23 protein-coding genes are annotated in these 25,047 nt (G+C 62.4%); 11 read left to right on the top strand and 12 right to left on the bottom strand.

The genetic code is table 11. The annotated features are described in order from the left end of the window. Window positions 1–133: 133 nt before the first annotated feature. The 5 genes from DFR48_RS06185 to rph are packed head-to-tail and all read right to left on the bottom strand — an operon-like array spanning window position 134 to window position 3,894. Window positions 134–871: a class I SAM-dependent methyltransferase gene (locus DFR48_RS06185; RefSeq protein ID WP_114362332.1), complete on the bottom strand. Its 738-nt coding sequence runs from the start codon at window positions 869–871 to the stop codon at window positions 134–136. A gap of 17 nt (window positions 872–888) precedes the next feature. Then, the gene (gene hemW, locus DFR48_RS06190) at window positions 889–2,070 is read right to left on the bottom strand and encodes a radical SAM family heme chaperone HemW (protein WP_114362333.1); all 1,182 of its coding nucleotides are present in this window, start codon (window positions 2,068–2,070) and stop codon (window positions 889–891) included. A gap of 7 nt (window positions 2,071–2,077) precedes the next feature. Then, window positions 2,078–2,722 (bottom strand): RdgB/HAM1 family non-canonical purine NTP pyrophosphatase, encoded by a 645-nt coding sequence (gene rdgB, locus DFR48_RS06195; protein ID WP_114362334.1) that lies wholly within the window; start codon window positions 2,720–2,722, stop codon window positions 2,078–2,080. A 10-nt stretch (window positions 2,723–2,732) separates the two neighbouring features. Further along, on the bottom strand, window positions 2,733–3,149 hold the full coding sequence (locus DFR48_RS06200) for a VOC family protein (protein WP_114362335.1): 417 nt from the start codon (window positions 3,147–3,149) through the stop codon (window positions 2,733–2,735). A gap of 28 nt (window positions 3,150–3,177) precedes the next feature. Then, window positions 3,178–3,894: a ribonuclease PH gene (gene rph / locus DFR48_RS06205; protein ID WP_112685717.1), complete on the bottom strand. Its 717-nt coding sequence runs from the start codon at window positions 3,892–3,894 to the stop codon at window positions 3,178–3,180. A gap of 171 nt (window positions 3,895–4,065) precedes the next feature. Here rph and hrcA point away from each other — a divergent pair, with 171 nt between their 5' ends. After that, the gene (hrcA, locus tag DFR48_RS06210; RefSeq protein ID WP_112685715.1) at window positions 4,066–5,148 is read left to right on the top strand and encodes a heat-inducible transcriptional repressor HrcA; all 1,083 of its coding nucleotides are present in this window, start codon (window positions 4,066–4,068) and stop codon (window positions 5,146–5,148) included. Window positions 5,149–5,265: 117 nt separating this feature from the next. Next, window positions 5,266–5,895: a nucleotide exchange factor GrpE gene (gene grpE, locus DFR48_RS06215; RefSeq protein ID WP_114362336.1), complete on the top strand. Its 630-nt coding sequence runs from the start codon at window positions 5,266–5,268 to the stop codon at window positions 5,893–5,895. Between the two features lie 70 nt (window positions 5,896–5,965). On the opposite strand, the gene ptsN is transcribed toward grpE, so the two are convergent. The 6 genes from ptsN to lptC all read right to left on the bottom strand — a co-directional run bounded on the left by ptsN (window position 5,966) and on the right by lptC (window position 11,067). Then, window positions 5,966–6,427: a PTS IIA-like nitrogen regulatory protein PtsN gene (gene ptsN / locus DFR48_RS06220; protein ID WP_114362337.1), complete on the bottom strand. Its 462-nt coding sequence runs from the start codon at window positions 6,425–6,427 to the stop codon at window positions 5,966–5,968. A gap of 68 nt (window positions 6,428–6,495) precedes the next feature. Further along, window positions 6,496–7,080 carry a ribosome hibernation-promoting factor, HPF/YfiA family gene (hpf, locus tag DFR48_RS06225; protein ID WP_114362338.1) on the bottom strand — a complete coding sequence of 195 codons (585 nt, stop codon included), beginning with the start codon at window positions 7,078–7,080 and terminating at the stop codon, window positions 6,496–6,498. Between the two features lie 224 nt (window positions 7,081–7,304). Next, on the bottom strand, window positions 7,305–8,852 hold the full coding sequence (rpoN, locus tag DFR48_RS06230; RefSeq protein WP_114362339.1) for an RNA polymerase factor sigma-54: 1,548 nt from the start codon (window positions 8,850–8,852) through the stop codon (window positions 7,305–7,307). 151 nt (window positions 8,853–9,003) lie between these two features. After that, entirely contained in the window at window positions 9,004–9,816 is an 813-nt protein-coding gene (gene lptB, locus DFR48_RS06235) for an LPS export ABC transporter ATP-binding protein (protein ID WP_374590985.1), read from the bottom strand. Between the two features lie 16 nt (window positions 9,817–9,832). Further along, window positions 9,833–10,387: an LptA/OstA family protein gene (locus DFR48_RS06240; RefSeq protein WP_114362340.1), complete on the bottom strand. Its 555-nt coding sequence runs from the start codon at window positions 10,385–10,387 to the stop codon at window positions 9,833–9,835. Window positions 10,388–10,401: 14 nt separating this feature from the next. After that, entirely contained in the window at window positions 10,402–11,067 is a 666-nt protein-coding gene (lptC, locus tag DFR48_RS06245) for an LPS export ABC transporter periplasmic protein LptC (protein ID WP_114362341.1), read from the bottom strand. Window positions 11,068–11,332: 265 nt separating this feature from the next. Between lptC and DFR48_RS06250 the strand changes: the two genes are divergently transcribed. The 7 genes from DFR48_RS06250 (at window position 11,333) to DFR48_RS06285 (ending at window position 16,983) form a co-directional block, all read left to right on the top strand. Next, a complete protein-coding gene (locus DFR48_RS06250) occupies window positions 11,333–11,635 on the top strand; it encodes an integration host factor subunit beta (protein ID WP_112685701.1) in 303 nt (100 codons plus the stop codon). Between the two features lie 84 nt (window positions 11,636–11,719). Beyond that, on the top strand, window positions 11,720–12,064 hold the full coding sequence (locus DFR48_RS06255; protein ID WP_112685699.1) for a DUF1049 domain-containing protein: 345 nt from the start codon (window positions 11,720–11,722) through the stop codon (window positions 12,062–12,064). Between the two features lie 190 nt (window positions 12,065–12,254). Further along, complete coding sequence (locus tag DFR48_RS06260) at window positions 12,255–13,298, top strand: class I SAM-dependent methyltransferase (protein WP_425359236.1); 1,044 nt, start codon at window positions 12,255–12,257, stop codon at window positions 13,296–13,298. Then, window positions 13,295–14,155 carry a TrmH family RNA methyltransferase gene (locus DFR48_RS06265; RefSeq protein ID WP_114362343.1) on the top strand — a complete coding sequence of 287 codons (861 nt, stop codon included), beginning with the start codon at window positions 13,295–13,297 and terminating at the stop codon, window positions 14,153–14,155. The genes DFR48_RS06260 and DFR48_RS06265 overlap by 4 nt, the downstream gene beginning before the upstream one ends. Beyond that, entirely contained in the window at window positions 14,152–14,643 is a 492-nt protein-coding gene (gene lspA, locus DFR48_RS06270; RefSeq protein WP_114362344.1) for a signal peptidase II, read from the top strand. Before DFR48_RS06265 ends, lspA begins: the two co-directional genes overlap by 4 nt. Before the next feature lie 152 nt (window positions 14,644–14,795). Next, window positions 14,796–15,671 (top strand): l-ornithine N(alpha)-acyltransferase, encoded by an 876-nt coding sequence (gene olsB, locus DFR48_RS06275; protein WP_114362345.1) that lies wholly within the window; start codon window positions 14,796–14,798, stop codon window positions 15,669–15,671. Window positions 15,672–16,023: 352 nt separating this feature from the next. Next, window positions 16,024–16,983, top strand: a complete 960-nt coding sequence (locus DFR48_RS06285; protein WP_114362347.1) for a LysR substrate-binding domain-containing protein — start codon at window positions 16,024–16,026, stop codon at window positions 16,981–16,983. Here DFR48_RS06285 and DFR48_RS06290 read toward each other — a convergent pair. Next, complete coding sequence (locus DFR48_RS06290; RefSeq protein WP_114362348.1) at window positions 16,965–19,250, bottom strand: NADP-dependent malic enzyme; 2,286 nt, start codon at window positions 19,248–19,250, stop codon at window positions 16,965–16,967. The two genes, DFR48_RS06285 and DFR48_RS06290, sit on opposite strands and share 19 nt — an antisense overlap. Before the next feature lie 199 nt (window positions 19,251–19,449). Here DFR48_RS06290 and mutS point away from each other — a divergent pair, with 199 nt between their 5' ends. Together mutS and DFR48_RS06300 are read left to right on the top strand one after the other, a co-directional pair. Continuing rightward, window positions 19,450–22,101: a DNA mismatch repair protein MutS gene (gene mutS / locus DFR48_RS06295; RefSeq protein WP_170141826.1), complete on the top strand. Its 2,652-nt coding sequence runs from the start codon at window positions 19,450–19,452 to the stop codon at window positions 22,099–22,101. Window positions 22,102–22,220: 119 nt separating this feature from the next. Beyond that, entirely contained in the window at window positions 22,221–25,046 is a 2,826-nt protein-coding gene (locus DFR48_RS06300; protein WP_114362349.1) for a [protein-PII] uridylyltransferase, read from the top strand. The last annotated feature ends 1 nt before the right edge of the window (window position 25,047 follow it).

Genomic DNA, 25,047 nt, shown 5'->3' on the forward strand with positions numbered 1-25,047 from the left:
CTGGTCTTCCGGGGCGCGCCCCGGAAGACCAGCGGCCGCAGCACCTGGGGAAGATTCAAACGGCACTATTGGGGAGTATTGCTCCGGTACTGACAGCGCCGTCTGACGGCCCGCGCCTCTCGGACTAAAGCCTCTAGCGACTGGCGGCTGCGATGATCTCGGGGCTTTGAGGGGCGAATGGAGAGCGATCCCAGTCTCCATACCAGTGGACGGTATGGAAGCCGGCTTCATCGAGAAGGCGGGCAATGGTGTCCCGGCTCGGAAAACGCAAGGTACTCGCGCCCGTTCGCTGTTCGGCTGTCTCGGTGAGCGTGAAAACGGCGTCGAAGGTGACGTGCTCCGCGTCGACATGTTGCACCTGGTAGTAGACCTCGACCGGACCAAGACAGGGAATGACAGCCCTTTCCCGAGTAAGCTCTTCGGTCCACTGCTCCCATTCACGGACGAGCGGATTGCGACTTTCGAAGACCAGGCGGCCGTCGGGTGCGAGGTGCCTGCGTGCGGCAGCGAGAACCGCACCTGCCTCTGCATCGTCGAGAAAAACCTGGAAGACATGCCCGGTCATGATAATCAGATCGAATTCTCGACCGAGCCTGAAGTCCACGGCGTTACCGGAAATCCACTCGACCATACCGTCAGTATCCTTGGCTCGTGCGACCGCGAGCATGCCGGAAGCCGGGTCCAGTCCGGTCACCGCATGTCCGCGCCGGGCAAGCGCAAGCGTCAGCGAGCCGGTACCGCAGCCGAGATCCAGAATGCGGCAGGGTTTGTCCACAAGTCGGAGATAGAATTCGCGATCGGGGCCGTCGCCGTTGAAGCTGTCGTAGAGGATTGCCATGTCGTGTCGAGCAAAGGCGTCGTCGACGGGCAATGGCGTTCTCCCTCTTTCTAACAGGCGAGATCGGCGACGACGGCGTCGAGGATCAGCATCCCCTTCGGCGTGCAACGCAGTCTGGAATTGCCGAGCCGCTCGATAAAGCCGTGTTCCAGTAAAGTCTGCTCGCGTGCCGGGTCCGGGTCGCGGCCGGAGAGTTGCTGCCAGCGGGCGAGGTCGACGCCTTCCCTCAGGCGGAGGCCCATCAGCAGCAGTTCGTCGGCCTGCTCGTCGGTACCGAGGACTTCCTGGTCCACCATGCCGTGGCCGTCGCGCTCGACGGCGGCGAGCCAGCCTTCGGGGTTGCGTTCGGTCGCGGTGGCAAGCTTTTCCCGCCCCCGCGACAGGCGGCCATGGGCGCCGGGACCGATCCCCGCGTAATCGCCGTAGCGCCAGTAGGTGAGGTTGTGGCGGCTTTCGGCACCCGGCCGGGCATGGTTCGAGACTTCATAGGCCGGCAGCCCCGCGCTCGCGGTGATCTCCTGTGTGGCCTCGTAGAGATCTGCGGACAGGTCGCCATCCGGCACGACCAGCTTTCCGGCCTTGTGCAGGCCAAAGAAGGGTGTGCCTTCCTCGATCGTCAACTGATAGAGCGACAGATGGTCGACGGCATAGGAGATCGCCTGCCGCAGCTCTGGTTCCCAGGTCTCCACGGTCTGGCCGGGCCGGGCGTAGATCAGATCGAAGGACATCCTCGGGAAGATCTCGCGGGCGAGCTTGATCGCTTTCAACGCGTCCGCCACGTCGTGCAACCGGCCGAGAAATCTCAGATCCTTGTCATTGAGCGCCTGGACGCCGAGAGAGACGCGGTTAACGCCCGCCGACCGGTAGCCGCGGAACCGGGTCGCCTCCACGCTCGAAGGATTGGCCTCCATGGTGATTTCGATGCCGTCCGGCACATGCCAGTGCCGAGCGATTCCCTCGAGGATTGCCGAGACGGTCGCCGGTTCCATGAGGGAGGGTGTGCCGCCGCCGAGGAAGATGCTGGTGACGGTCTTCGGGCCGCTGAGACGGCGCATGGTCTCCATTTCCCGCAGGAAGGCCGCGACGAAGCGCGGCTGGTCCACGGGCTGGTGGCGTACATGGCTGTTGAAGTCGCAGTAAGGGCACTTCGCCGCACAGAACGGCCAATGGACATAGACGCCGAAGCCGGGTTCGCCCGTGTCGGGAAGAAGGAACGGTGCGGCGTCCGACATACCGGTGTCAGGCCTCCAGGCAGGTTTCGACGAAGAGCTTGAAGGCGCGGGCGCGATGCGACAATGCGGTCGCCTGTCCGGGCTTCCAGCCGTGTTTTTCCTGTGCCGTCATCTCGCCGAAAGTTCTCTCGTGCCCGACCGGCTGGAAGACCGGATCATAGCCGAAACCGAAAGTGCCGCGCGGGGGCCAGACGACGGTCCCTTCGACCTCGCCGCGGAACGTCTCGGTGTGGCCGTCGGGCCAGGCGAGGCAGAGCACGCTGACGAAGCGTGCCGTGCGCTCGTCCGGTGCGGTCGCGCCGCGGTCCTGCAGGGCCTTTTCGACCTTTTCCATCGCCATGGCGAAATCACGGCTGCCGTCCTCGCGTTCGGCCCAGTTCGCGGTATAGACGCCGGGCGCGCCATCGAGGGCGTCGATCACCAGCCCGGAATCGTCGGAAAGAGCCGGCATACCGGAGGCCTTCGCCGAGGCAAGCGCCTTGATGGCGGCGTTTTCCTCGAAGGTGGTCCCGGTCTCCTCCGGCTCTTCGAACTTCAGATCGGCCGCCGATTTTGCGGAGAATCCGAGTGGCCCGATGAGATCGGCAATCTCGGCGATCTTGCCGGCGTTGTGGCTGGCAACGACGATGGTCTTGGTTTCGAGTTTGCGCATACGGCAGGTCCTATTCGAGATTCCAGAGACGAGGCTCTGCACATTCCAGGCTGTTGCCGGCCGGATCGCGGAAATAGATCGACCGGGCACCGTTCGGCCAGTGGAAGTCGGCCTCGATCGCGACGCCGCCCGCCCGGAGCTGGGCAATGACGGTATCCATCTTCTCACGCGAGACCCGGAAGCAGGCATGCCCCGGACCGGTCGCGCCGTGCGGCGGTACGGGAAGAGCATCGGCCGGCGCTGGATGCGCGGTTGCCGAAGGATCGAAGATCAGTAGGATGCCGGCGCCGCAGCGAAAGAAGATGTGTCGTCCTTCCTGCCGGATCACGACGTCCAGCCCGAGCACGCGGCCGTAGAAATCCTCGGCCGCCTCGAGGTCGGAGACGTAGAGCGCCGTTTCCAGAATGCCTTCGAGCTCGGTCGACATTATCTGCTCCCGTGCCTTGCGGCGGCAATCAGAGGATCGCCTGCTTCTGCAAGGTCACCAGCTCGCCGATGCCGTTGCGCGCAAGGCGCATCAGCGTCAGGAACTCGTCCTCGGTGAAGGGGGTGCCTTCCGCCGTTCCCTGAATTTCGACGATCGCACCGCTTCCGGTCATGACGAAATTGGCGTCGGTCTCCGCCGCCGAGTCTTCGAGATAGTCGAGATCTATGACCGGCTGGGTTGCGAAGACGCCGCACGAGATCGCGGCGACATGATCCTTGAGCACTCTGTCGACCTTGACCATGTTGCGTGCTTCCATCCATTTCAGGCAGTCGTGCAGCGCGATCCAGCCACCTGTGATGGAGGCGGTGCGGGTGCCGCCGTCGGCCTGGATAACGTCGCAGTCGATGGTGATCTGGCGTTCGCCGAGGGCTTCCAGATCAACGACGGCGCGCAGCGAACGGCCGATCAAGCGCTGGATTTCCTGGGTTCGTCCGCCCTGCTTGCCGGCTGCCGCCTCCCGCTTCATGCGCTCTCCGGTGGCTCGTGGCAGCATGCCGTATTCGGCGGTTACCCAGCCCTTGCCGCTGTTACGCAGCCACGGCGGCGTCTTGTCCTCGAGGCTCGCCGTGCAGAGCACATGGGTGTCCCCGAACTTCACGAGACAGGAACCTTCCGCATGCTTCGAGAAATTGCGCTCGAACGAGATCTTGCGCATCTGGTCGGTTTTTCTGCCTGACGGCCGCATTGGCTTCTCCTTGAAACTTTCTATGGCCTTCTACGGTCGAGCGCTGCGATTTGCAAAGAAAAACCGGCGTTTCACCCCGGGCGGGACAGGGATTTTCCCGTTTGTGATCGGACTGCAAGTGACTATATTCGCTTGGGGCATTGTTCGAACAGGGTTTGCATCGTAACGGTCATGGCGAATACTCCGGTCAAAGAGATATCTTCCGCGCTGGACGACCGTTCGCGTGAGATCTTCCGGCGCATCGTCGAAAGCTATCTCGACTCGGGCGAACCGCTCGGTTCACGCAACCTTTCGCGCCTCCTGCCGATGTCTCTTTCCCCCGCCTCCGTGCGCAATGTCATGAGCGACCTCGAGGATCTCGGGCTCATATACGCACCGCATATCAGCGCCGGCCGGATGCCGACGCAGCAGGGGCTGCGTTTCTTCGTCGACGCCTTCATGCAGGTAGGCAATCTGTCGGAGAGCGAACGCAAAAGCATCGAGCGGCAGATTCGTCCGCACGATGCCGATCAGCCGCTGGAAAACTTGCTCACCGACGCGAGCCGCATGCTTTCGGGTTTGTCCCGCGGGGCGGGGCTGGTGATCGCCGCCAAGAGCGACCAGATCCTGAAGCACGTGGAGTTCATTCGGCTGGAGCCCACGAAGGCACTGGCGGTGCTCGTCGGCGAACACAACCAGATCGAAAACCGCATCATCGACCTGCCCGCAGGCGTGACGGCATCGCAACTGACAGAGGCGGCCAACTTCATCAATGCGAACCTCGCCGGGCAGACACTACCTGAACTGCGAGGCCAGCTCGTCAAGCTGAGGGAGCAGGTCGCCGGTGAGCTCGACGCGCTGTCGCAGGACCTGGTCGAGCGTGGTCTCGCCGTGTGGTCCGGTGGGGCAGAGGTGGAGAAGCCGACGCGGCTCATTGTCCGAGGTCGCGCCAATCTGCTCGAAGGGGTGGCGGGCGCCGAGGATATCGACCGGCTGCGTCTCCTTTTCGACGATCTGGAGCGCAAGGAAAGCCTGATCGAAATCCTCAATCTCGCAGAAAGCGGCCCCGGGGTCCGGATCTTCATCGGGTCGGAGAACAAGCTGTTCTCTCTTTCCGGGTCGTCGCTGATCGTCGCGCCGTACAGGGACAGCGACGAGCGGATCGTAGGCGCTGTCGGCGTCATCGGCCCGACGCGGCTCAACTATTCCCGCATCGTTCCCATGGTCGACTACACCGCGCAGCTCATGGCGCGCCTTTCACGGTCCAAGCGTTAGGCTTGTCGGTGGGTCGATTGCTGTTCCCGCGGCGATATCGCACCGGAGCCTTGATTTTTTGCCCTCAAACCCTGATATCGGGCACGAATTCCAAACGAGATTCAATCGGAGAACGTCATGACCGACGAAACCAAGAAAAACGGACCTGACGCCACTGTCGCTGAAAACCAGATCGACGAGCAGCAGAACGGGGAAGCCGAAGCGCCGAAGGCGGAAGTAGATCCCCTGGAGGCACTGAAAGCCGAGAATGCCGAACTGCGTGATCGTTTCCTTCGGCTTGCCGCCGAGATGGACAACCTGCGCCGCCGTACCGAGCGCGATGTGAAGGATGCCAAGGCATATGCGGTAACCGGCTTCGCCCGCGACATGCTGGCCGTCTCTGACAACCTGCGCCGCGCTCTCGATGCCGTCACGGAAGAGGCGCGCGCGTCCGCCGACGCCGGTCTCTCTGCGCTCATCGAAGGTGTGGAGATGACAGAACGCGGCATGCTTTCGACGCTTGAACGGCATGGTGTCCGCAAGATCGAGCCGCAGGGCCAGAAGTTCGACCCGAACTTCCACCAGGCTATGTTCGAGATTCCCAATCTCGATGTCCCGAACAACACTGTCGTCCAGGTGGTGCAGGCGGGCTTTACGATCGGCGATCGCGTTCTGCGCCCGGCGATGGTCGGTGTCGCGAAGGGCGGCCAGAAGGCCGAAGCCCAGCCGGAGGCCAATGCCGCATCGGCTGCAGGGAAGGAAGCCTGATTCTACTCCGGTCTTTACTGGAAAGGCGGGGCGTCGGTGAAAACCTGACGCCCTTTCTTTTGAGACGATATCAGGCGGCGTTGGCCTGTTCTTCGTTCAGGAAGGCATAGATCGCCGAGGCGGATTCGGTCGCCCGGAGCTTCGCGACGAGATCCTGGTCACGCAGAACGCGTGCGATCCTGGACAGGGCTTTCAGATGGTCGGCACCTGCGCCTTCCGGCGCCAGCAACAGGAAGACGAGGTCCACCGGCTGGTCATCGAGCGCCTCGAAGTCGACGGGCGTCTCGAGCCGGGCGAAAACGCCGGTGATGCTCTTGATGCTGTTCAGCTTTCCATGCGGGATGGCGATGCCGTTGCCGACTCCGGTGGAGCCGAGGCGCTCCCGCTGCAGAATGACGTCGAAGATTTCCCGTTCGGGGATGTTCGTGAGTTTTGAGGCTTTTGCGGCGAGTTCCTGAAGCAGCTGCTTCTTGGAGTTTACCCTGAGGGCGGGGACAACTGCATCTTGTTGCAGCAAATCTGCCAAGGCCATTTCAAAATCCTTCATGCCGCCGAATCAAAGGGGAAGGAAACGGCGTGAGCCGCCGTTTCCGGTTAGGCTCAGCCTTTGACGTTGGCGGAGTCGATCCATCCGATATTCCCGTCGTTGCGACGGTAGACGATGTTGATCTGTTCGCTGCCGGGGCTGCGGAACAACAGCACGGGTTCGTCTGTCATGTCCAGGGCCATGACCGCACTCGCAACCGACATGGTCCGCAGTTGCTTTGTGCTCTCGGCGACGATCGTGGGTGCGTAATCCTCGGGAACTTCCTCATGCTCGTCGGACACGGCATCCATCACCGTGTAGGCGACCTCGACGGGCGTGCCGGCGCCGTTGTTCGGATGGCGATCCTTGAGCTTCCGCTTGTAGCGGCGCAGCCGCTTGTCGATGCGGTCGGTGGCAATGTCGAAGGAAATCAGCGGGTCATTTGCGGAACCGGTGGCGTGCAGGTTGACGCCGGAGTCGAGGTGGAGCAGGCAGTCGGCGACGAAAGGTGCGGCTGCCGCCGCGGATTTCGTTACCGTGATCTGGCCGGAATACCCGCCGTCGAAATATTTGGTTACCGTCTCCCTGATCCGTTCTTCAATCCGTTGCCGGAAGGCATCGCCGATTTCCATATGTTTGCCGGATACGCGCACACTCATGGAGTTTCCCTTCTTATTGTGATTTGCGGGTACCAGTTTACGTCAACCGCCGTCTGCATCCAAGCTCTTCACGCAGCAATGTCGCCCGCTCGGGCTGTCGCTGGACGGAGGTTGGGGATAACTCGGGGTCGTCTCCTTTGCCGATCGGGGCGGGCTTCTAGACAAGCTTTGCGCGAGAGTCAACGGCCCGCTAACCGATTCTTAACAATTGGCGGACGGCGCACTCAGCTTGTAGACACCTTCGCCAGTGCGCGTTTTTCGCGTCGCCGTTGTACCGACGAGGGAATGTTCATCGCCTCCCGGTACTTGGCGACGGTGCGCCGCGCAAGGTCGATGCCGCTGTCCTTCAGTGCGCTGACGATGTCGTCGTCCGAAAGGACCGCCTCCGGGTTTTCCTGCGTGATCAGCGTGCGGATTCTGTGCCGTACCGCTTCCGCCGAATGGCTGTCGCCGCCCTCGGCAGAGGCTATCGAAACGGTGAAGAAGTACTTGAGCTCGAAGAGGCCGCGCGGAGTGAGCATGTACTTGTTGGACGTGACGCGACTGACCGTGGATTCATGCATCTTGATCGCATCCGCGACCGTGCGCAGGTTCAGTGGGCGAAGGTGGTCAACGCCATGGCGCAGAAAGGCGTCCTGCTGACGAATGATCTCGCTCGCGACCTTCAGGATGGTTCTGGCGCGCTGGTCGAGGCTGCGGGTGAGCCAGTTGGCGTTCTGCAGGCATTCGGCAAGGAAGGCCTGGTCGCCGTCCTTCGCGTCGCGGCATTTGGACACCTTGGCATAGTAGCTCTGGTTGACCAGTACCCGCGGAAGGACGTCAGGATTGAGCTCCACAGCCCAGCCCCCGTCGCTGGCTGGACGGACGATGATGTCGGGAACTACCGGTTCGCTCGCGCTCGTCTCGAATCCGCTCGCCGGCTTCGGGTTCAGTCCGCGGATTTCGGAGAGCATGTCGATCAAGTCTTCCTCATCGACGCCGCAGAGTTTCTTGAGGGTCGCGAAGTCTCGCTTGGCGAGGAGCTCGAGATTGTCGACCAGCGTCGCCATCGCGGGATCCAAACGGTCACGCTGCCTGAGCTGAATTGCGAGGCACTCGCTCAAGGAACGGGCAAAGATGCCGGGAGGATCGAGAGTCTGCAAAACGCCGATCACGTGCTCCACCCGTTCGGGCGTTCCGCCGAAGCGTTCCGCAACCTCCCCGAGATCGGCGCGCAGATAGCCAGCTTCATCGAGCTGGTCCATGAGGGTCAGCGCCACCATGCGATCGGCCGAATCCGGAAATGCGAACGGAATTTGTTGGCTCAGGTGATCCCGCAAGGTCACCTGCCCGGCGACGAAATCGTCGAGATCGTAGCCTTCACCGAAATCTGTGCCGGCGCCCGGCATCGATTTCCATTGTCCCAGAAGCTCCGGCGCGTCGGCACGCGCTCCAACGCCTTCGTCGGCGAGTGCCGTGTCGAAATTGGTGTCCAGACTGTCGTTGAGCGACTGTCCCTTGCCGTTCTCGTACCAGTCGCTCGCAGGACCGCTCGATTCTTCCGCGATTGCCGTTTCGGACGATGCGACTGCCTCTTCGCCACGCATGGGCTCAGAACCGCCGTCGTTATCCTCCGGAGCGAAGTCGAGAAGTGGGTTCTTTTCGACTTCCTGGGCGATGAATTGTACGAGTTCGACGTGAGTCATCTGGAGCAGCTGGATGGACTGCATCAGCTGCGGAGTCATGACCAGGGATTGGCTCTGGCGCAGATATAGATTAGCCGACAAAGCCATGATGGACGCGAAACTCCCCTGTCGCTCCCGCGAAATTCACCCGCTCGCACCCTCGGCTGCAACGGAAAACTCCAACTGGCCCAAAAATTGCTTTTTTATCGGGTTTGGTCAAGCGGCATGGCAGGGGAATCGTTCTCGGCAGCGGCGCTGCTCAGAGACTGAACTTGTCGCCGAGATAAAGCCGCCGCACATCGGGATTGTTGACGATGTCGTTGGCGCGGCCGTGAGTCAGCACTTCGCCGGCATGAATGATGTAGGCCCGGTCGATGAGGCCGAGTGTCTCGCGCACGTTGTGGTCGGTGATCAGTACGCCGATGCCGCGTGCCGTCAGGTGGCGTACGAGGTTCTGAATGTCCGACACGGAGATCGGATCGACACCGGCAAAGGGCTCGTCGAGCAGCATGAATGTCGGGTCGGTCGCAAGGGCGCGGGCGATTTCCAGCCGGCGCCGTTCACCGCCGGACAGTGCGACGGCGGCGGATTTGCGCAGCTTCTCTATGTGGAATTCGTAGAGAAGTTCGTCGAGCTTGGCTTCCCGCTTGTCGCGGTTCGGCTCATGGACCTCGAGGACCGCCCGGATGTTGTCCTCGACACTCAGCCCTCTGAAGATTGATGCTTCCTGCGGAAGGTAGCCGACACCGAGGCGCGCGCGCCGGTACATCGGCATGGCCGTCACCTCGTTGCCGTCGATGGCGATCGTGCCGGCATCGACGGGCACCAGCCCGGTAATCATGTAGAAGCAGGTCGTCTTGCCGGCGCCGTTGGGGCCGAGCAGCCCCACGGCTTCCCCGCGGCGCACGACCAGCGACACCCCGTTGACCACGCGACGGGTGTTATAGCTCTTCGTCAGGCCATGGGCGATCAGCGTTCCCTGGTAACGGGTCTTGTCGAGACGCGTTTCGTCGGGGCTCGGCTGCCGCGTCCGAAGCGCGCCGGACAGTGCTGAGGCGAAAGGAATCTTCACGTGCCGACCGATCCGGTTATTTCTTCTGGGATTTCGGATCGAGCTGGATCTGCACCCGGCCGCCGCAACTGTCGAGTTTCGCTTCGCCGGTGTTCATCTGGACCGTCAGCTTGCAGCCGACGAAGACGTTCTGGCCTTCCGACAGAACCACCCGGTCGCCCTCGAGCACGAACACTTGTCGGTCCATGTCGAAATAGCCGCTTTCGGCGGTGGCCTGCTGGGTTCCAGACGATAGGAAGACCTTGTTGGTGACGTCGATCTTCTGGATGTCGGCATTGCCGCTGGTCACCGAGGCGCTGTCACCGCGATAATGAACCGTCATGTTGCCCGACTGCAGGACGGTCGTGCCCTGCACGACCTTCACATTGCCGTTGAAGAGCGCAACCTTCTCCTGTTCGCGGATTTGCAGCTCGTCGCTCTCGATCTGGATCGGCTTGTCGTTTGACAGCTTCAGGCCGTCGAGATTGCTTTTCGTTGCCTGCGCCCAAGCCGGCGCCGACCCTACAGTGGACATGCCGAAGGCGATCAGCAGCCCAGCCACCAAAACTGAATTCTGACGTTTGTCTTTCATGACTGGACCGGCTCTCAGTTGTCCGATTTACGGATGGCGGAAGGTTCGATGTGGACCCGAACCTTTCCCGCGAAGGTGATCACTCGCCCCTTATCTGTCATCTTGAGCGACTGCGCAACAATCGAGGCTTCCTTTGCCGTTATGGCGACGGGATCCTTGGTTTCCATGCTGCCGCCCTTGATGTCGAGATGCGCCGACTGAAAGGCGGCCTCGATACCAGTGCTGAGCTTGATCGTGAAAGGGGCAGTCATGTCGAGCTGATCGGTGGAGCGGTCGAAGACTCCGCTTTCGGCGATGACGCGGGCGATGGTCTTGTCGTCGATCGGAACCGCCGCCGCGATTGTTTCGAGCGAGATGATATTCGGATTCTTGATGTCCTGAAGGGCGCGTTCGGCGCGCATGGAATAGCTGATGCCGTCGGAATTGCGGCCGGAGATTGCGGGCTTCTCCATCACGACCTTGCCGTTCTCGATTCGCGCGGATTCGATCTTCACGTTTTCGGGAAGGTAGGCTCGAACGACCGATACTGCGATGAAGGCGAGCGAGATGACGACTGCGGCGACGGGAAGCAGAACCTTCAGTCGGCGCACGCGTGCCGAATGCGCCACCGCCCTTTGGTAGGCGCGCGCGGCCGGCTGAAGGCCGGCAGTTGCCGCACTTTCGTCTACCCTGTTCAGCATGTCTCAGGCCTGTCCCAGAATTAAATATCGCGCGGGAATGGCCCCGCCCGCAGCCTGCCGCAATCGACACGACACATTGCATTAATAATATCGCATGCCAATATGGAAATTGTTGCCGCGAATACAAGTCCGCCTCGCCCGAGGGTAAGGTTGTCACCCTTGATGTCGCGCTGCGGAGTTCCGGCTAAGTTGTTTCTTGACGCTGCTTTTTTAGTTTGGCACCTTGGCCCCCTATTGCTGGAAACCACAATCTCAGGGGGCGAGCGTGATCAAGTCGGAACTGGTGCAGATCGTCGCGGCGCGAAATCCGCATCTTTATCACCGTGACGTCGAGAACATCGTCAATGCCGTCCTAGACGAGATCACCGATGCGCTGGCCGCTGGTAACCGCGTCGAGCTTCGCGGCTTCGGCGCCTTCTCGGTCAAGAATCGCCCCTCGCGGTCGGGACGAAATCCACGAACCGGTGAGTCGGTTTTCGTCGAGGAGAAGTGGGTGCCGTTCTTCAAGACCGGCAAGGAATTGCGCGAACGCCTGAACCCAGGCATGGGCGACCAGGACGGGGACTGAACGGCGCGGCCCGGCCGAGTGGTCGGGCGCATGCGGCACGGCAACCGGTTGGTCTGCGAATATGTCTGCCGAGGAGAGTGAGCGATGGTAAAGAAGATCGTAAATCTGGTAGTGCTTATTCCGCTCGGCATCGTTCTCGTGGTGTTGTCCGTCGCCAATCGCCAGAGCGTGACACTCGCGCTTAATCCCTTTCGTCCGGAGGACGCTGTCCTCTCGCTCTCCGCGCCTTTCTTCGTCTTCCTGTTCCTGGCCGTCATGCTCGGAATTGTGATCGGCGGCGCGGTCGTATGGTTTTCGCAACGCAAGTATCGCAAGCGCGCCCGCACGGAATCGCGCTCCGCCCAGCAATGGCAGGTGGAGGCCGAAAAACACAAAGCGCGAGCGGAGCAGATCGCGGGTCGTGATCTGCCGCAGTTGCAGTCCAAATAAGTTTGCGCCGTCGAAAAACCCTCACGGACCGAAAGCGCTTTCGCGTGCGTCGCTGTGATGCTATGGGCTCGCGATCACTGGACGATCGAAAAGACAGGACCAAGGCGTGAAGAACAAAGAGCGCCGGCCGGCCCGCGGCAAGCCGGCGGGACCGGGCGGCAAGGGACCGAGAGGCGGGAAACCTCCCGCCGTGGCAGTCACGAGGGCCGGCTCCGGCAAGAGCCGCGACGTCGTCCGTCGACCAGCCGCGAAAGTCGTGTCCGAGAATTCACCGACGCAGGCAGACGAGCCTGCCCGCGTGCTGCAGATCCGGGCCGGTGAGCGCCCGGCCGAGCACGTTCCGCTCATCCTCGAGAGTATGGGGGCCGGGGACTTCCATCTGATCGACAGCGGCGACGGCGCGAAGCTGGAGCAATACGGTCCCTATCGTATCATCAGACCAGAGGCACAGGCGCTGTGGCCAAAGGCGTTGCCGGCCCACGTCTGGGACAAGGCGGATGCGATCTTCACGGGCGACACCGACGAGGATGGCATGGGGCGCTGGCGTTTTACGCGTGAAGCCCTCGGGGAGACCTGGCCACTCTCGCTCCTCGGCGTTGATTTTCTCGGCCGCTTCACCGCCTTCCGCCACGTCGGGGTCTTCCCTGAACAGATCGCGCACTGGAGATGGATGAAGGAGCAGATCGAAGGTCATGGGCGGCCGCTGAAGGTCCTGAATCTTTTCGGCTACACCGGCGTCGCATCGCTTGTCGCGGCCGCGGCCGGGGCGGAGGTCACCCACGTCGACGCCTCGAAGAAGGCGATCGGCTGGGCGCGCGAGAACCAGGCGTTGAGCCGTCTGGAAAAGGCGCCGATTCGCTGGATTTGCGATGACGCGATGAAGTTCATCCAGCGCGAAGAGCGCCGCGGCAGCCGCTACGACATCATCCTCACTGATCCGCCGAAATTCGGCCGAGGCCCCAACGGCGAGGTCTGGCAGCTCTTCGATCATCTGCCGGCCATGCTCGACATTTGCCGGGAAATCCTGGCTCCGAAGGCGCTCGGACTGGTACTGACCGCCTACTCGATCCGCGCAAGCTTCTATTCGATCCACGAGCTCATGCGCGAGACGATGCGCGGCAGGGGCGGACTGGTGGAATCCGGCGAACTGGTGATCCGTGAGGCCGGACTCGACGGCAAGACGCCCGGCCGGGCGCTTTCAACCTCCCTTTTCAGCCGATGGGTGCCGAAATGAACGACGACCTTCGCGAACAGGGCCCGCGCCGCGTCGGCCAGGTCAAGGAAGTGACGAGCCTTTCGAACCCGATCGTCAAGGATATCAAGGCACTTTCCCTTAAGAAGGCACGCGACGAGACGAAGAGCTTCATGGCCGAGGGTCTGAAGCTTGTCATCGACGCGCTCGATCTCGGCTGGACCATCAAGATCCTCGTCTATTCCAAGGCCGGTCGAGGCAAGCCGCTGGTCGAGAAGGTTGCCGCGCGCACCGTAGCAGCCGGCGGGTTGGTGCTGGAGGTCAGCGAGAAGGTGATGTCGGCGATCACGCGCCGCGACAACCCGCAGATGGTCGCGGGCGTCTTCGAGCAGCGGTTCAGGGCGCTGAAGGACGTGCAGCTCGGCAGGGACGAGACCTGGGTCGCGCTCGACCGCGTGCGCGATCCCGGCAATCTCGGAACCATCATCCGCACGGCCGATGCGGCCGGTGCTTCCGGTGTCATCCTGATCGGTGACTGCACCGATCCCTTCTCGCTGGAAACCGTGCGGGCCACCATGGGCTCGCTGTTTGCGATGCCGCTGGTCAAGACTTCGGTCGAGGAGTTCGTCCGCTGGAAGGCCAAGTGCGGAGGGCAGATTGTCGCGACCCATCTTGCCGGCGCAGTCGACTACCGCACGATCGACTACAAGCGCAAACCGGTCGTCGTTCTGATGGGCAACGAGCAATCCGGGCTTCCGGACGAACTGGCTCGCGAAGCCGATGCGCTGGCGCGCATTCCCCAGGCAGGTCGAGCCGATTCGCTCAATCTTGCCGTCGCGACCGGTGTAATGTTGTTCGAGGCACGCCGCCATCTTCTGACGCTTGGCGAGGCGAGATGACGAAGCATCCGGCGATCTTTGCGCGTCCGCTCCCGGCGATCTGTTTCATCGTGTTCGCCCTCGTGCTCGACCAGGCGATCAAGTATCTGGTGGAGATATCGCTGCCCTTGCAGCAGCCGGTGCCGGTCGTGCCGATGTTGGCGCTTTACCGAACCCACAATCTCGGCGTCGCCTTCTCCATGCTGTCCGACGCTCACGGCTGGTTCATCGTCGGACTGCGGATCGCGATCGTCGCATTCGTGTTCTGGCTCTGGAGGCGCACGAGTCCCGCCCACCACTTCGCCCATCTGGGTTTTGTCATGATCATTGCCGGGGCGATCGGCAACATCATCGACCGTTTCGTCTACGGGCACGTGATCGACTACGTTCTGTTCTATACCCAGACGTGGTCGTTTGCCGTCTTCAATCTGGCCGACAGTCTGATCACCGTCGGCGCGGCCTTCATCATCCTTGACGAATTCATGGTAACGCGGGCGCGGAAGGGATAGACGTCTCATCGATCAGGTACGACGCCGATTTTGCTGAATTGCGACAGCCGGCCAAAGATGCTAGCGTGGCGCCCGTGACAGACCCGTGTCACCTTCCTGTCGTATAGTCGTGGTTTATGACCCTGAAACGAAGCGGTTCCGGACGACTCGCCATGAACACTGAACTCCTCGACGTCACGAACGCGGCCGACGGCGCGAATGCGGTCAACGTCGCCGCTGCGGCACCGAATGATCTGCTCGGCAGGATCGGGACGCTCGAAACGCGCCTCACGCGCAGCGACGCCGAGATCGATGCGGCGCAATCCATCCGCTACAAGGTCTTTGTCGAGGAGATGCGTGCGCAGGTCGCTCCGGAAGGAGCCCGGCGCAAGCGCGACATCGATGGCTGGGATGCCCTTTGCGATCATCTGGTCGTGGTCGATCGCTCGATCGAAGGTGACCCGGAAGAACAGATCGTCGGCACCTACCGGCTGCTGCGACAGGAGGTTGCCGAAGCCCATGGCGGCTTCTATTCGGCGTCAGAGTTTTCGATTGACCGGCTGATTGCCAATCATCCCGGCAAGCGCTTCATCGAACTCGGCCGTTCCTGCGTGCTGCCGGAGTATCGCAACAAGCGCACCATGGAACTGCTTTGGCAGGGGGCCTGGGCCTATGCCTTGCGCCATCGCGGGGATGCCATGATTGGCTGCGCCTCCTTCCCGGGCGTCTTCCCGGAAGAGCATGCGCTGGCGCTCTCCTTCCTGCACAACAATGCGGTCGCCGGCGGGGAATGGGCGGTCGAAGCGCGGCCGGAACTCTATCGTCAGATGGACCTTATGCCCGCTGAGGCGATCAATGCCCGCAAGGCGGTCTCTTCGATGCCGCCGCTGATCAAGGGTTACCTGCGGCTGGGCGCGATGTTCGGCGCTGGCGCCGTCGTCGACCACGCCTTCAACACGACCGACGTACTGATCGTCTTGCCGGTCTCGCGGATCTCTGACCGCTATCTCAACTATTACGGAAGCGACGCGGGTCGTTTTGCGAGCTGATGCCTCGAGGAGTGTCCAAACCTTCTGGCACGGGGGGGCCCAATGTCGGTTCGGCATTGCCGAAGGCGTACGGGTCGAAAGGCAGGTCCGCTAGTTGCCGCGGGCTCATCGACGCTATTGCGGGATGGCTTAGCGGGTCCCGCGGATAAGGGTTCTCGTCGGAGCGCGACAACGCGCTCCTTCTCCAGAAAAACTTGAACATGGATCGTCTCCGGAATTCACTGCCTTGTGGTTCGATATCGCCATGTAAGGCGGTCGACGCTGGAATTCTGGTCTGTTTGTGCAAAGACTCTGCTCCTCATCGAGAGAGTCTTCAATTGAGATTTGGCGCTCAATGATATAGAAAAACTATATGCGAAATTTGAATCTCGTCCATCTGAACGGCTTGAGGGCGCTTGAAGCGGTGGGACGCCTCGGCTCCCTGCAAGGCGCGGCCGACGAGCTGGGTGTCTCCATCGGCGCGGTCAGCCAGCAGGTCATCAAGGCCGAAAGGCAACTCGGACGACAGCTCTTCGAGCGCACGCCGAAGGGCCTCGTCCCGACCAAGGCCGCGGCCGACATCCTGCCGCGGCTCACCGAAGCCTTCAGCGTGCTGTCGGGCGCCGTCGCGGCAGCGCGAAGGCACGACGACAAGCTGCTGACGATCTCGGTCGCTCCCGTCTTTGCTGCGCGCTGGCTTGTGCACCGCCTCGGCGGGTTCTCTGCGCGTCATCCGGAAATAAATCTGCGGATGGACGCAACGACCCGGCTCGTCGATCCTTCGACGTCCGACATTGACCTCTGCATCCGGGTTGGCAAGGGTCGCTGGCCGGGCGTGCGCTCCGAGCTCATTCTGGCGCAACGCGTCTTCCCGGTGTGCTCGCCGGCACTCGCCCGTGACCTCGAGGAGCCCGCCGACATCTTGAAATTACCGGCCGTCATCGACGGGCACGCATTGTTCGGCTGGGATGTATGGTTGGAGCCGGCCGGCCTCAGTGGCCGTACGCTCGCCACGCGGCACGTCTTCAACGAGGCATCGCTCTGTCTGGACGCGACGATCGCCGGACAGGGAGTGATGCTCGCCTGGCAGACGCTTGCCTCCCACGCCGTGCAGACGGGTCAGCTCGTGATCCCCTTCGGGCCGTGGGCGCCGACCGGCGACGGCCACTATTTCGTGACCGCCCAAACTTCGCGGCGCAACCCGGCTGTCGAAGCCTTCAAGACCTGGCTTCGGGAGGAGCTGGCGGCCGACATGCAAGCGCTCGAATCGACTTTTGAACGGTCGATCCGGTCGCGCATGCCGGTCGCACCGGGTCAGGCACCGGCGTTGTAGGCCGCGATCGCCGCCATGTTGACGATGTCGGTGTCCTTGGCGCCCATCGAAGCGATCTGCACCGATTTCCCGAGGCCGACCAGGATCGGACCCATCACGGTAGAGCCGCCGAGTTCCTGCAGCATCTTCGTCGAGATCGATGCGGAGTGGATGGCCGGCATCACCAGCACATTCGCCGTGCCGGAGAGCCGGCAGAAGGGATACTGTTCCATCCGGTGGGCATTGAGCGCCACATCTGCCCCCATCTCGCCGTCATACTCGAAGTCGACCCGGCGTGTGTCCAGGATCTTCACCGCCTCTCGCAGCCGTTCGGAACGTTCGCCGGTCGGATGTCCGAAGGTGGAATAGGCAAGCAGCGCCACCCGGGGCTCGTAGCCGAAGCTGCGGGCGAAGCCGGCGGCCTCCTCGGCAATGTCGGCGAGCTCCTCGGCCGTCGGCATGTCGTGTACGGCGGTATCGGCGACCAGAACCGTCCGTCCGCGGGTCAGTGCGAGCGACACGCCGATCACGCGATGGCCTGGCTGCGGGTCGATACAGCGGCGTACATCCTCGAGCGCCGTTGAATAATTGCGGGTGGTGCCCGTTACCATGGCATCGGCGTCGCCGAGCGCTACCATGCAGGCGGAGAAATGATTGCGGTCCGTGTTGATAAGGCGCTGGCAGTCGCGCAGGAGGTAGCCTTTGCGCTGCAGCCGCGAGTAGAGATATTCGGTGTAAGCCTCGACACGGGTCGAAAGCCGCGCATTGACGACTTCGATGCCCGGACGATCGAGGTCAATTCCCGCGCGCGCGGCGGTGGCCTTGAGGGGGTCATCGCGACCGACGAGGATCGCCGTGCCGAGCCCCTGGTTGGCGAAGGCGATTGCGGCACGCATCACCTGTTCTTCCTCGCCTTCGGCGAAAACGACGCGCTTCGGATGGTTGCGCACCCGCTCGTAGAGGTGCTGCGTCGTCGCGGCGATCGGGTCGCGCCGCGCCGAGAGCTCTCGCGCATAGGCGTCGAGATCGGTGATCGGCTTGCGCGCGACGCCGGTCTCCATCGCAGCTTTGGCGACGGCGACCGGTATGGCCGAGATCAGTCGCGGATCGAACGGCACCGGAATGATGTACTCGGCGCCGAAGCGCGGCCGCGTCCCCTGATAGGCGGCCGCCACGTCGTCGGGGACATCCTCCCGTGCCAGCTCGGCAAGCGATCGGACGGCGGCGATCTTCATGGCGTCGTTGATCGAGGAAGCACGGACGTCGAGCGCGCCTCGGAAAATGTAGGGAAAGCCGAGCACGTTGTTGACCTGGTTCGGGTAATCCGAACGTCCTGTCGCCATGATCGCGTCATTGCGGATATCGGCGACTTCTTCCGGAGTGATTTCCGGATCCGGGTTGGCCATCGCGAAGATGATCGGATTGTCGGCCATCGAGCGGATCATGTCGGCGGTAAACGCACCCTTCTGGGAGAGCCCCAGCACGACGTCGGCGCCTTCCATCGCTTCGGCGAGCGTGCGGCGGTCGGTCTTCACCGCATGGGCCGATTTCCACTGGTTCATGCCTTCCGTCCGGCCCTGGTAGATCACGCCCTTTGTGTCGCAGAGGGTGATGTTTTCCGGATTGAAGCCCATGGCCTTGATGAGCTCGATACAGGCGATCGCCGCCGCGCCGGCCCCGTTGCAGACGAGCCGCGTGTTCTTGAAATCGCGCCCGGTGAGTTCGAGCGCATTGATCAGTCCGGCGGCAGCGATGATCGCCGTGCCGTGCTGGTCGTCGTGAAAGACTGGGATGTCCATGAGCTCGCGCAGGCGCTGCTCGATGATGAAGCAGTCCGGCGCCTTGATGTCCTCGAGGTTGATGCCGCCGAAGGATGGCCCGAGATAGCGCACGCAGTTGATGAATTCGTCGACGTTTTCGGTGTCGACTTCGAGGTCGATGGAATCGACGTCGGCGAATCGCTTGAAGAGGACGGATTTGCCTTCCATGACCGGCTTGGAAGCAAGCGCTCCGAGATTGCCGAGGCCGAGGATCGCCGTGCCGTTGGTGATGACGGCCACCATATTGCCGCGGGTCGTATAGTCGTAGGCAGTCGCAGGGTCGGCGGCAATTGCCTTGACCGGAACGGCGACACCGGGCGAATAGGCAAGGGAAAGATCGCGCTGCGTCGCCATCGGCTTGGTCGGCGCGATTTCGAGCTTGCCCGGTCGGCCCTGGGCATGGAAATCGAGCGCTTCCTGTTCCGTGACGGATGTCCTGATGCGGTCGGCCTTGTCTGATGCGGGCATGTTCCCTCGAACCTAGCTGTGGGCGGCCGTTGTCCCGGCCGACCTTTGTTATTGTCTTTGCAGAGCAGAGGCCGTTACTGTTGCACGTCTCTTTTTCGAAGAAAACCGTTTGCCCGTGACAATCAACAGAGCCCCCTCGACCGAGGTCCTGAATGCTGCCGAGCTTGTCTCGGAGGAGAGCCGTGCATCGGCGACGCCGATGATGGAACAGTATATCGAGATCAAGGCCAACAACCCGGATTCGCTGCTTTTCTACCGCATGGGCGACTTCTACGAACTCTTCTTCGAAGATGCGGTAGATGCCTCGCGGGCACTCGGAATCACCCTGACGAAGCGCGGCCAGCACATGGGGCAGGAAATCCCTATGTGCGGCGTGCCGGTGCATGCCGCTGACGACTATCTGCAGAAACTGATCTCTCTCGGCTTCCGGGTCGCCGTCTGTGAACAGGTCGAGGATCCGGCTGAAGCGAAGAAGCGGGGATCGAAGTCGGTCGTCCGCCGCGACGTCGTCCGGCTCGTCACGCCGGGCACGCTGACTGAAGAGAAGCTGCTCTCGCCGTCCGAGTCGAACTACCTGATGGCGCTTTCGCGCATACGCGGCGGCGCCTCGCCGCAAATGGCTCTGGCCTGGATCGATATATCGACCGGCGTCTTCCGGCTTGCCGAGACGGAGGAGGGGCGATTGCTCGCCGACATCCTCCGGATCGAGCCGCGCGAACTGATCGTCCCCGACGGCATCTTTTTCGATCCCGAGCTGAAACCTGTTTTCGACGTGCTCGGCCGGGTGGCCGTGCCGCAGCCGGCGGTGCTCTTCGACAGTGCGACGGCCGAAAACCGGCTGGCGCGCTTCTTCGGCGTCGGCACGCTCGACGGCTTCGGCTCCTTCACGCGTGCCGAGTTGGCGGCGGCGTCCGCAGCCGTCGCCTATGTCGAGAAGACGCAGATAGCGGAGCGGCCGCCGCTCGGATTGCCGGAGCGCCAGAGTGCCGCGTCGACGCTCTTCATCGATCCTGCGACGCGCGCCAACCTGGAACTCGTGAAAACGCTCTCCGGTGATCGCAATGGTTCGCTGCTGAAGGCGATCGACCGGACCGTCACCGGTGGTGGCGCTCGTCTGCTCGCCGAGCGGTTGATGTCGCCCCTCACCGATCCGCAGGAGATCGCCGAGCGGCAGGATTCCATCGCATTCCTGCTCGCGGAGGCGACTCTCGCTGACCGCCTGCGCGATGCTCTGAAGCGCGTGCCGGACATGCCTCGCGCACTCTCCCGCCTGGCGCTCGAGCGCGGTGGTCCGCGTGATCTGGGCGCGATCCGTCATGGGCTTGCGGTTGCTCGTGACGTCGCAGGACTCCTTTCGAAACAGGACCTGCCGGCGGAGATCGAAGGAGCCTATGAGGATCTCATTCTTCTGCCGGCTTCTCTCGAAGACTTGCTTGCGGCAATGCTCGCCGACGACCTGACGCTGTTGAAGCGCGATGGCGGTTTCCTGCGCGAGGGGGCGGTCACCGAACTCGACGAGGTACGGGCCCTGCGCGACCAGTCGCGCCGGGTGATCGCCGGATTGCAGCTGCAATATGCCGAGGAAACCGGGATCAGGTCGCTGAAGATCAAGCACAACAATGTGCTTGGCTACTTCATCGAGGTCTCCGCCGGCAATGCCGGCGCGATGACCGACAGCGACGCGGCACGGGCGCGCTTCATTCATCGACAGACGATGGCGAGCGCCATGCGGTTCACCACGACCGAACTCGCCGACCTCGAAAGCCGGATCGCCAATGCCGCCGGTCAGGCCCTGGAAATCGAACTGCAGGTCTTCGATCGCATGACTGCGGAGGTTGTTGCCGCCGCCGAACCGATCAAGGCTGCGGCGCGAGCGCTTGCAGTGCTCGACGTGGCGGCGGGGCTTGCAGCACTCGCCGAAGAGCAGGGCTACTGCCGCCCGATCGTCGACGACAGTCGGATGTTCGCGATCACCGCAGGCCGCCATCCGGTCGTCGAGCAGGTATTGAGACGGCAGGCGCTCAGCCCGTTCATCGCCAACAACTGCGATCTATCTCCGAGCGGCAGTGGAAGCAACGGCGCAATCTGGCTGCTCACCGGCCCCAACATGGGCGGCAAGTCGACGTTCCTGCGCCAGAACGCGCTGATCGCCATCATGGCGCAAATGGGTTCGTTCGTGCCTGCGGGTTCGGCCCACATCGGCGTCGTCGACCGCCTCTTCTCTCGCGTCGGAGCCTCGGATGACCTTGCTCGCGGGCGCTCGACATTCATGGTCGAAATGGTCGAGACGGCGGCGATCCTCAACCAGGCCGGCGACCGCTCGCTTGTCATTCTTGATGAGATCGGTCGCGGCACGGCGACCTTCGACGGTCTTTCGATCGCCTGGGCGGCGGTTGAGCATCTGCATGAGGTCAACCGTTGCCGGGCGCTGTTCGCCACCCACTTCCACGAACTGACGGCGCTCTCGGAAAAGCTCGACAGGCTCTCCAACGTCACCATGCGCGTCAAGGAATGGGACGGAGACGTGATCTTCCTGCATGAGGTAGGTCCCGGAGCCGCCGATCGCTCCTACGGCATTCAGGTCGCACGGCTGGCGGGACTGCCAGCCTCGGTGGTGGCGCGCGCCCGCGACGTTCTCACACGCCTTGAGGATGCCGATCGCAAGAATCCGGCGAGCCAGTTGATCGACGATCTGCCGCTTTTCCAGGTGGCGGTACGACGTGAGACGGCAGCAAAGGTGGGCGCCTCGAAAGTTGAGGAGGCGCTCCGTGCGCTGGATCTTGACGACATGACGCCGCGCGCAGCTCTTGAGGCGCTCTACGAACTCAGGAAACAACTTGGCAAGTCTTGATCGTTAGAATTGCCTGTGAAGGGTGCCGGAAAAGCGCTATAGCGCTGTTGCACCCAGCTCGCCATCTATTGCCGGAAAGCCTTGCGGCGGACCTGCCGGGGAAAGCCTGACGCACTGCCATGACCATGTCCGATCTCGATCTCAGCGAAATCCTCGATATCGCCGCTCTCGCGGAAGAATGCGGAAATGCAGTTCGCGCCAATGGCGGCAAGCTGCTGGAGACGCGTTCGGCCCTTCTGCCGATCCTGCGCGCCGCAAGCACTCAAGGGCGCGAGAAGGTGAAGGCGCAGCTCTTTGCCGATGGTAGCGGTCTCCGCTGCGCGCAGCGGCTCTCCTGGCTGCAGGACCGGATCATCGCCATCATCTTCGACTGTGCCGCAACCCAGATCTACCGCGACGCGGCAAAGATCGCGGTCTCGGCCGTCGGCGGGTACGGTCGCGGCACCCTGGCGCCGGGATCGGATATCGACCTGCTCTTCGTGCTACCGGCGAAGTTCACCCCCGACATGCACAGCGCCGTCGAGTTCGTGCTCTATCTCCTGTGGGACATGGGCTTCAAGGTCGGACATGCGACCCGCACGATCGAGGAATGCATCCGCCTGTCGAAAACGGACATGACGATCCGCACCGCGATCCTCGAGACACGCTTCGTCTGCGGCCGGGAAGAGCTGGTAGGGGAACTGCACCAGCGTTTCGATCACGACGTGACCCGCGACACGGCTCCGGAATTCATCGCTGCCAAGCTCGCCGAACGCGATGAGCGACACCGCAAATCAGGCGACAGCCGTTATCTCGTCGAGCCGAACGTCAAGGAAGGCAAGGGAGGTCTGCGCGACCTGCAGACGCTCTTCTGGATCGCCAAGTACAAATACCATGTTCGCGACGCCGGTGAACTCGTCAAGCTCGGCGTTCTTTCGAAGCAGGAATTGCGGCTTTTCCAGAAGGCCGACGACTTTCTCTGGGCGGTGCGCTGTCACATGCACTTCCTGACCGGCAAGCCGGAGGAGCGCCTCTCCTTCGACCTGCAGCCGGAGATCGCCCGCAGCCTCGGTTACCAGCCGCGGCCAGGCCTTTCGGCCGTCGAGCGCTTCATGAAGCACTACTTCCTCGTCGCCAAGGATGTCGGCGACCTGACCCGCATCTTCTGCGCGACGCTCGAGGAACAGCAGGCGAAGGCCGCGCCCGTATTGACGGCGATGCTCGGCCGCTTCGCCAACCGTCCCCGCAAGATTCCCGGTACCATCGAGTTCATCGAGGACAGGGGGCGCATCGCGCTCGCCGACAAGGACGTCTTCAAACGTGACCCGATCTCGATCATGCGCTTCTTTCACGTGGCGGATATCAACGGGCTCGAGTTCCATCCTGATGCGTTGAAGATCGTCACCCGCTCGCTGTCGCTGATCGACAACGACTTCCGGGAAAACGAGGAGGCAAACCGGCTTTTCCTGTCAATGCTCACCTCGCGGCGTCAGCCGGGGCAGATCCTGCGCCGGATGAACGAGTCCGGCGTTCTCGGCCGCTTCATTCCGGAATTCGGCAAGATTGTCTCGATGATGCAGTTCAACATGTATCATCATTACACGGTCGATGAGCACCTGATCCGTACCATAGAGGTTCTGTCGGAGATCGACCAGGGGAAGGCCGAGGATATCCATCCGCTCGCCGCGACCCTCATGCCCGGTGTTGAGGATCGGGACTCGCTTTACGTCGCGGTTCTCCTTCACGACATTGCCAAGGGGCGACAAGAGGATCATTCCGTCGCCGGTGCACGGGTCGCGCGCAAGCTCTGCCCGCGCCTCGGCCTCAGCCCGAAGCAGACGGAACTCGTTGCCTGGCTCATCGATGAACACCTCACCATGTCGATGGTTGCGCAGACCCGTGACATGCATGACCGCAAGACGATCAGCGATTTCGCCGAGAAGGTGCAGTCACTCGACCGGCTCAAAATGCTCCTGATCCTGACGGTTTGCGATATTCGTGCGGTTGGTCCAGGTGTGTGGAACGGCTGGAAGGGCCAGTTGCTGCGAACACTTTACTACGAGACCGAATTGCTGCTGTCCGGCGGGTTTTCGGAAGTGTCGCGCAAGGATCGCGCCAAGTATGCCGCCGAGCAGCTCAGCAAGGCGCTCGGCGACTGGAGCGACAAAGATCGCGCGATGTACACAAAGTTGCACTACGAGCCGTATCTGCTCACCGTGCCACTGGAGGATCAGGTGCGGCACGCCCACTTCATTCGTGAGGCGGATAGCACAGGCAAGGGGCTTGCGACCATGGTCCGGACCCATTCCTTCCATGCGATCACCGAGATCACGGTGCTCGCTCCCGACCACCCGCGCCTCCTGTCGGTTATTGCAGGAGCGTGTGCCGCGGCGGGCGCGAACATCGCCGATGCCCAGATCTATACGACCTCAGACGGTCGCGCTTTGGACACCATTCTGGTCAACCGTGAGTTCCCGATCGACGAGGACGAAATGCGGAGAGGTGCGACGATCAGCAAGATGATCGAGGACGTTCTCTCCGGCCGCAAGCGGCTGCCGGAAGTGATCGCCACCCGTAGCAAGGGCAAGAAAGGGAACAAGACCTTCCCCGTGCAGCCACACGTGACGATCTCGAACACACTGTCGAACAAGTTCACCGTCATCGAGGTCGAGTGCCTCGACCGCATCGGTTTGCTCGCCGAGGTGACGGCGGTGTTCTCCGACCTGTCGCTCGACATACAGTCCGCCCGCATCACCACCTTCGGGGAAAAGGTGATCGATACCTTCTACGTCACTGACCTCATAGGACAGAAGGTCACCAACGAGAACCGCCAGGCGAGTGTCATCGCGCGCCTGAAGACGGTGATGGCGGGCCAGGCCGATGAATTCCGCGACAATATGCCGTCCGGCATCATCGCGCCACAGCTGCAGAAGAGTCCGGTCGCGCAGAAGAAGGTCAAGGCCTGAG

Origin of the sequence: Ciceribacter lividus (assembly GCF_003337715.1) — a bacterium.
Taxonomy (GTDB): Bacteria; Pseudomonadota; Alphaproteobacteria; order Rhizobiales; family Rhizobiaceae; genus Allorhizobium; species Allorhizobium lividum.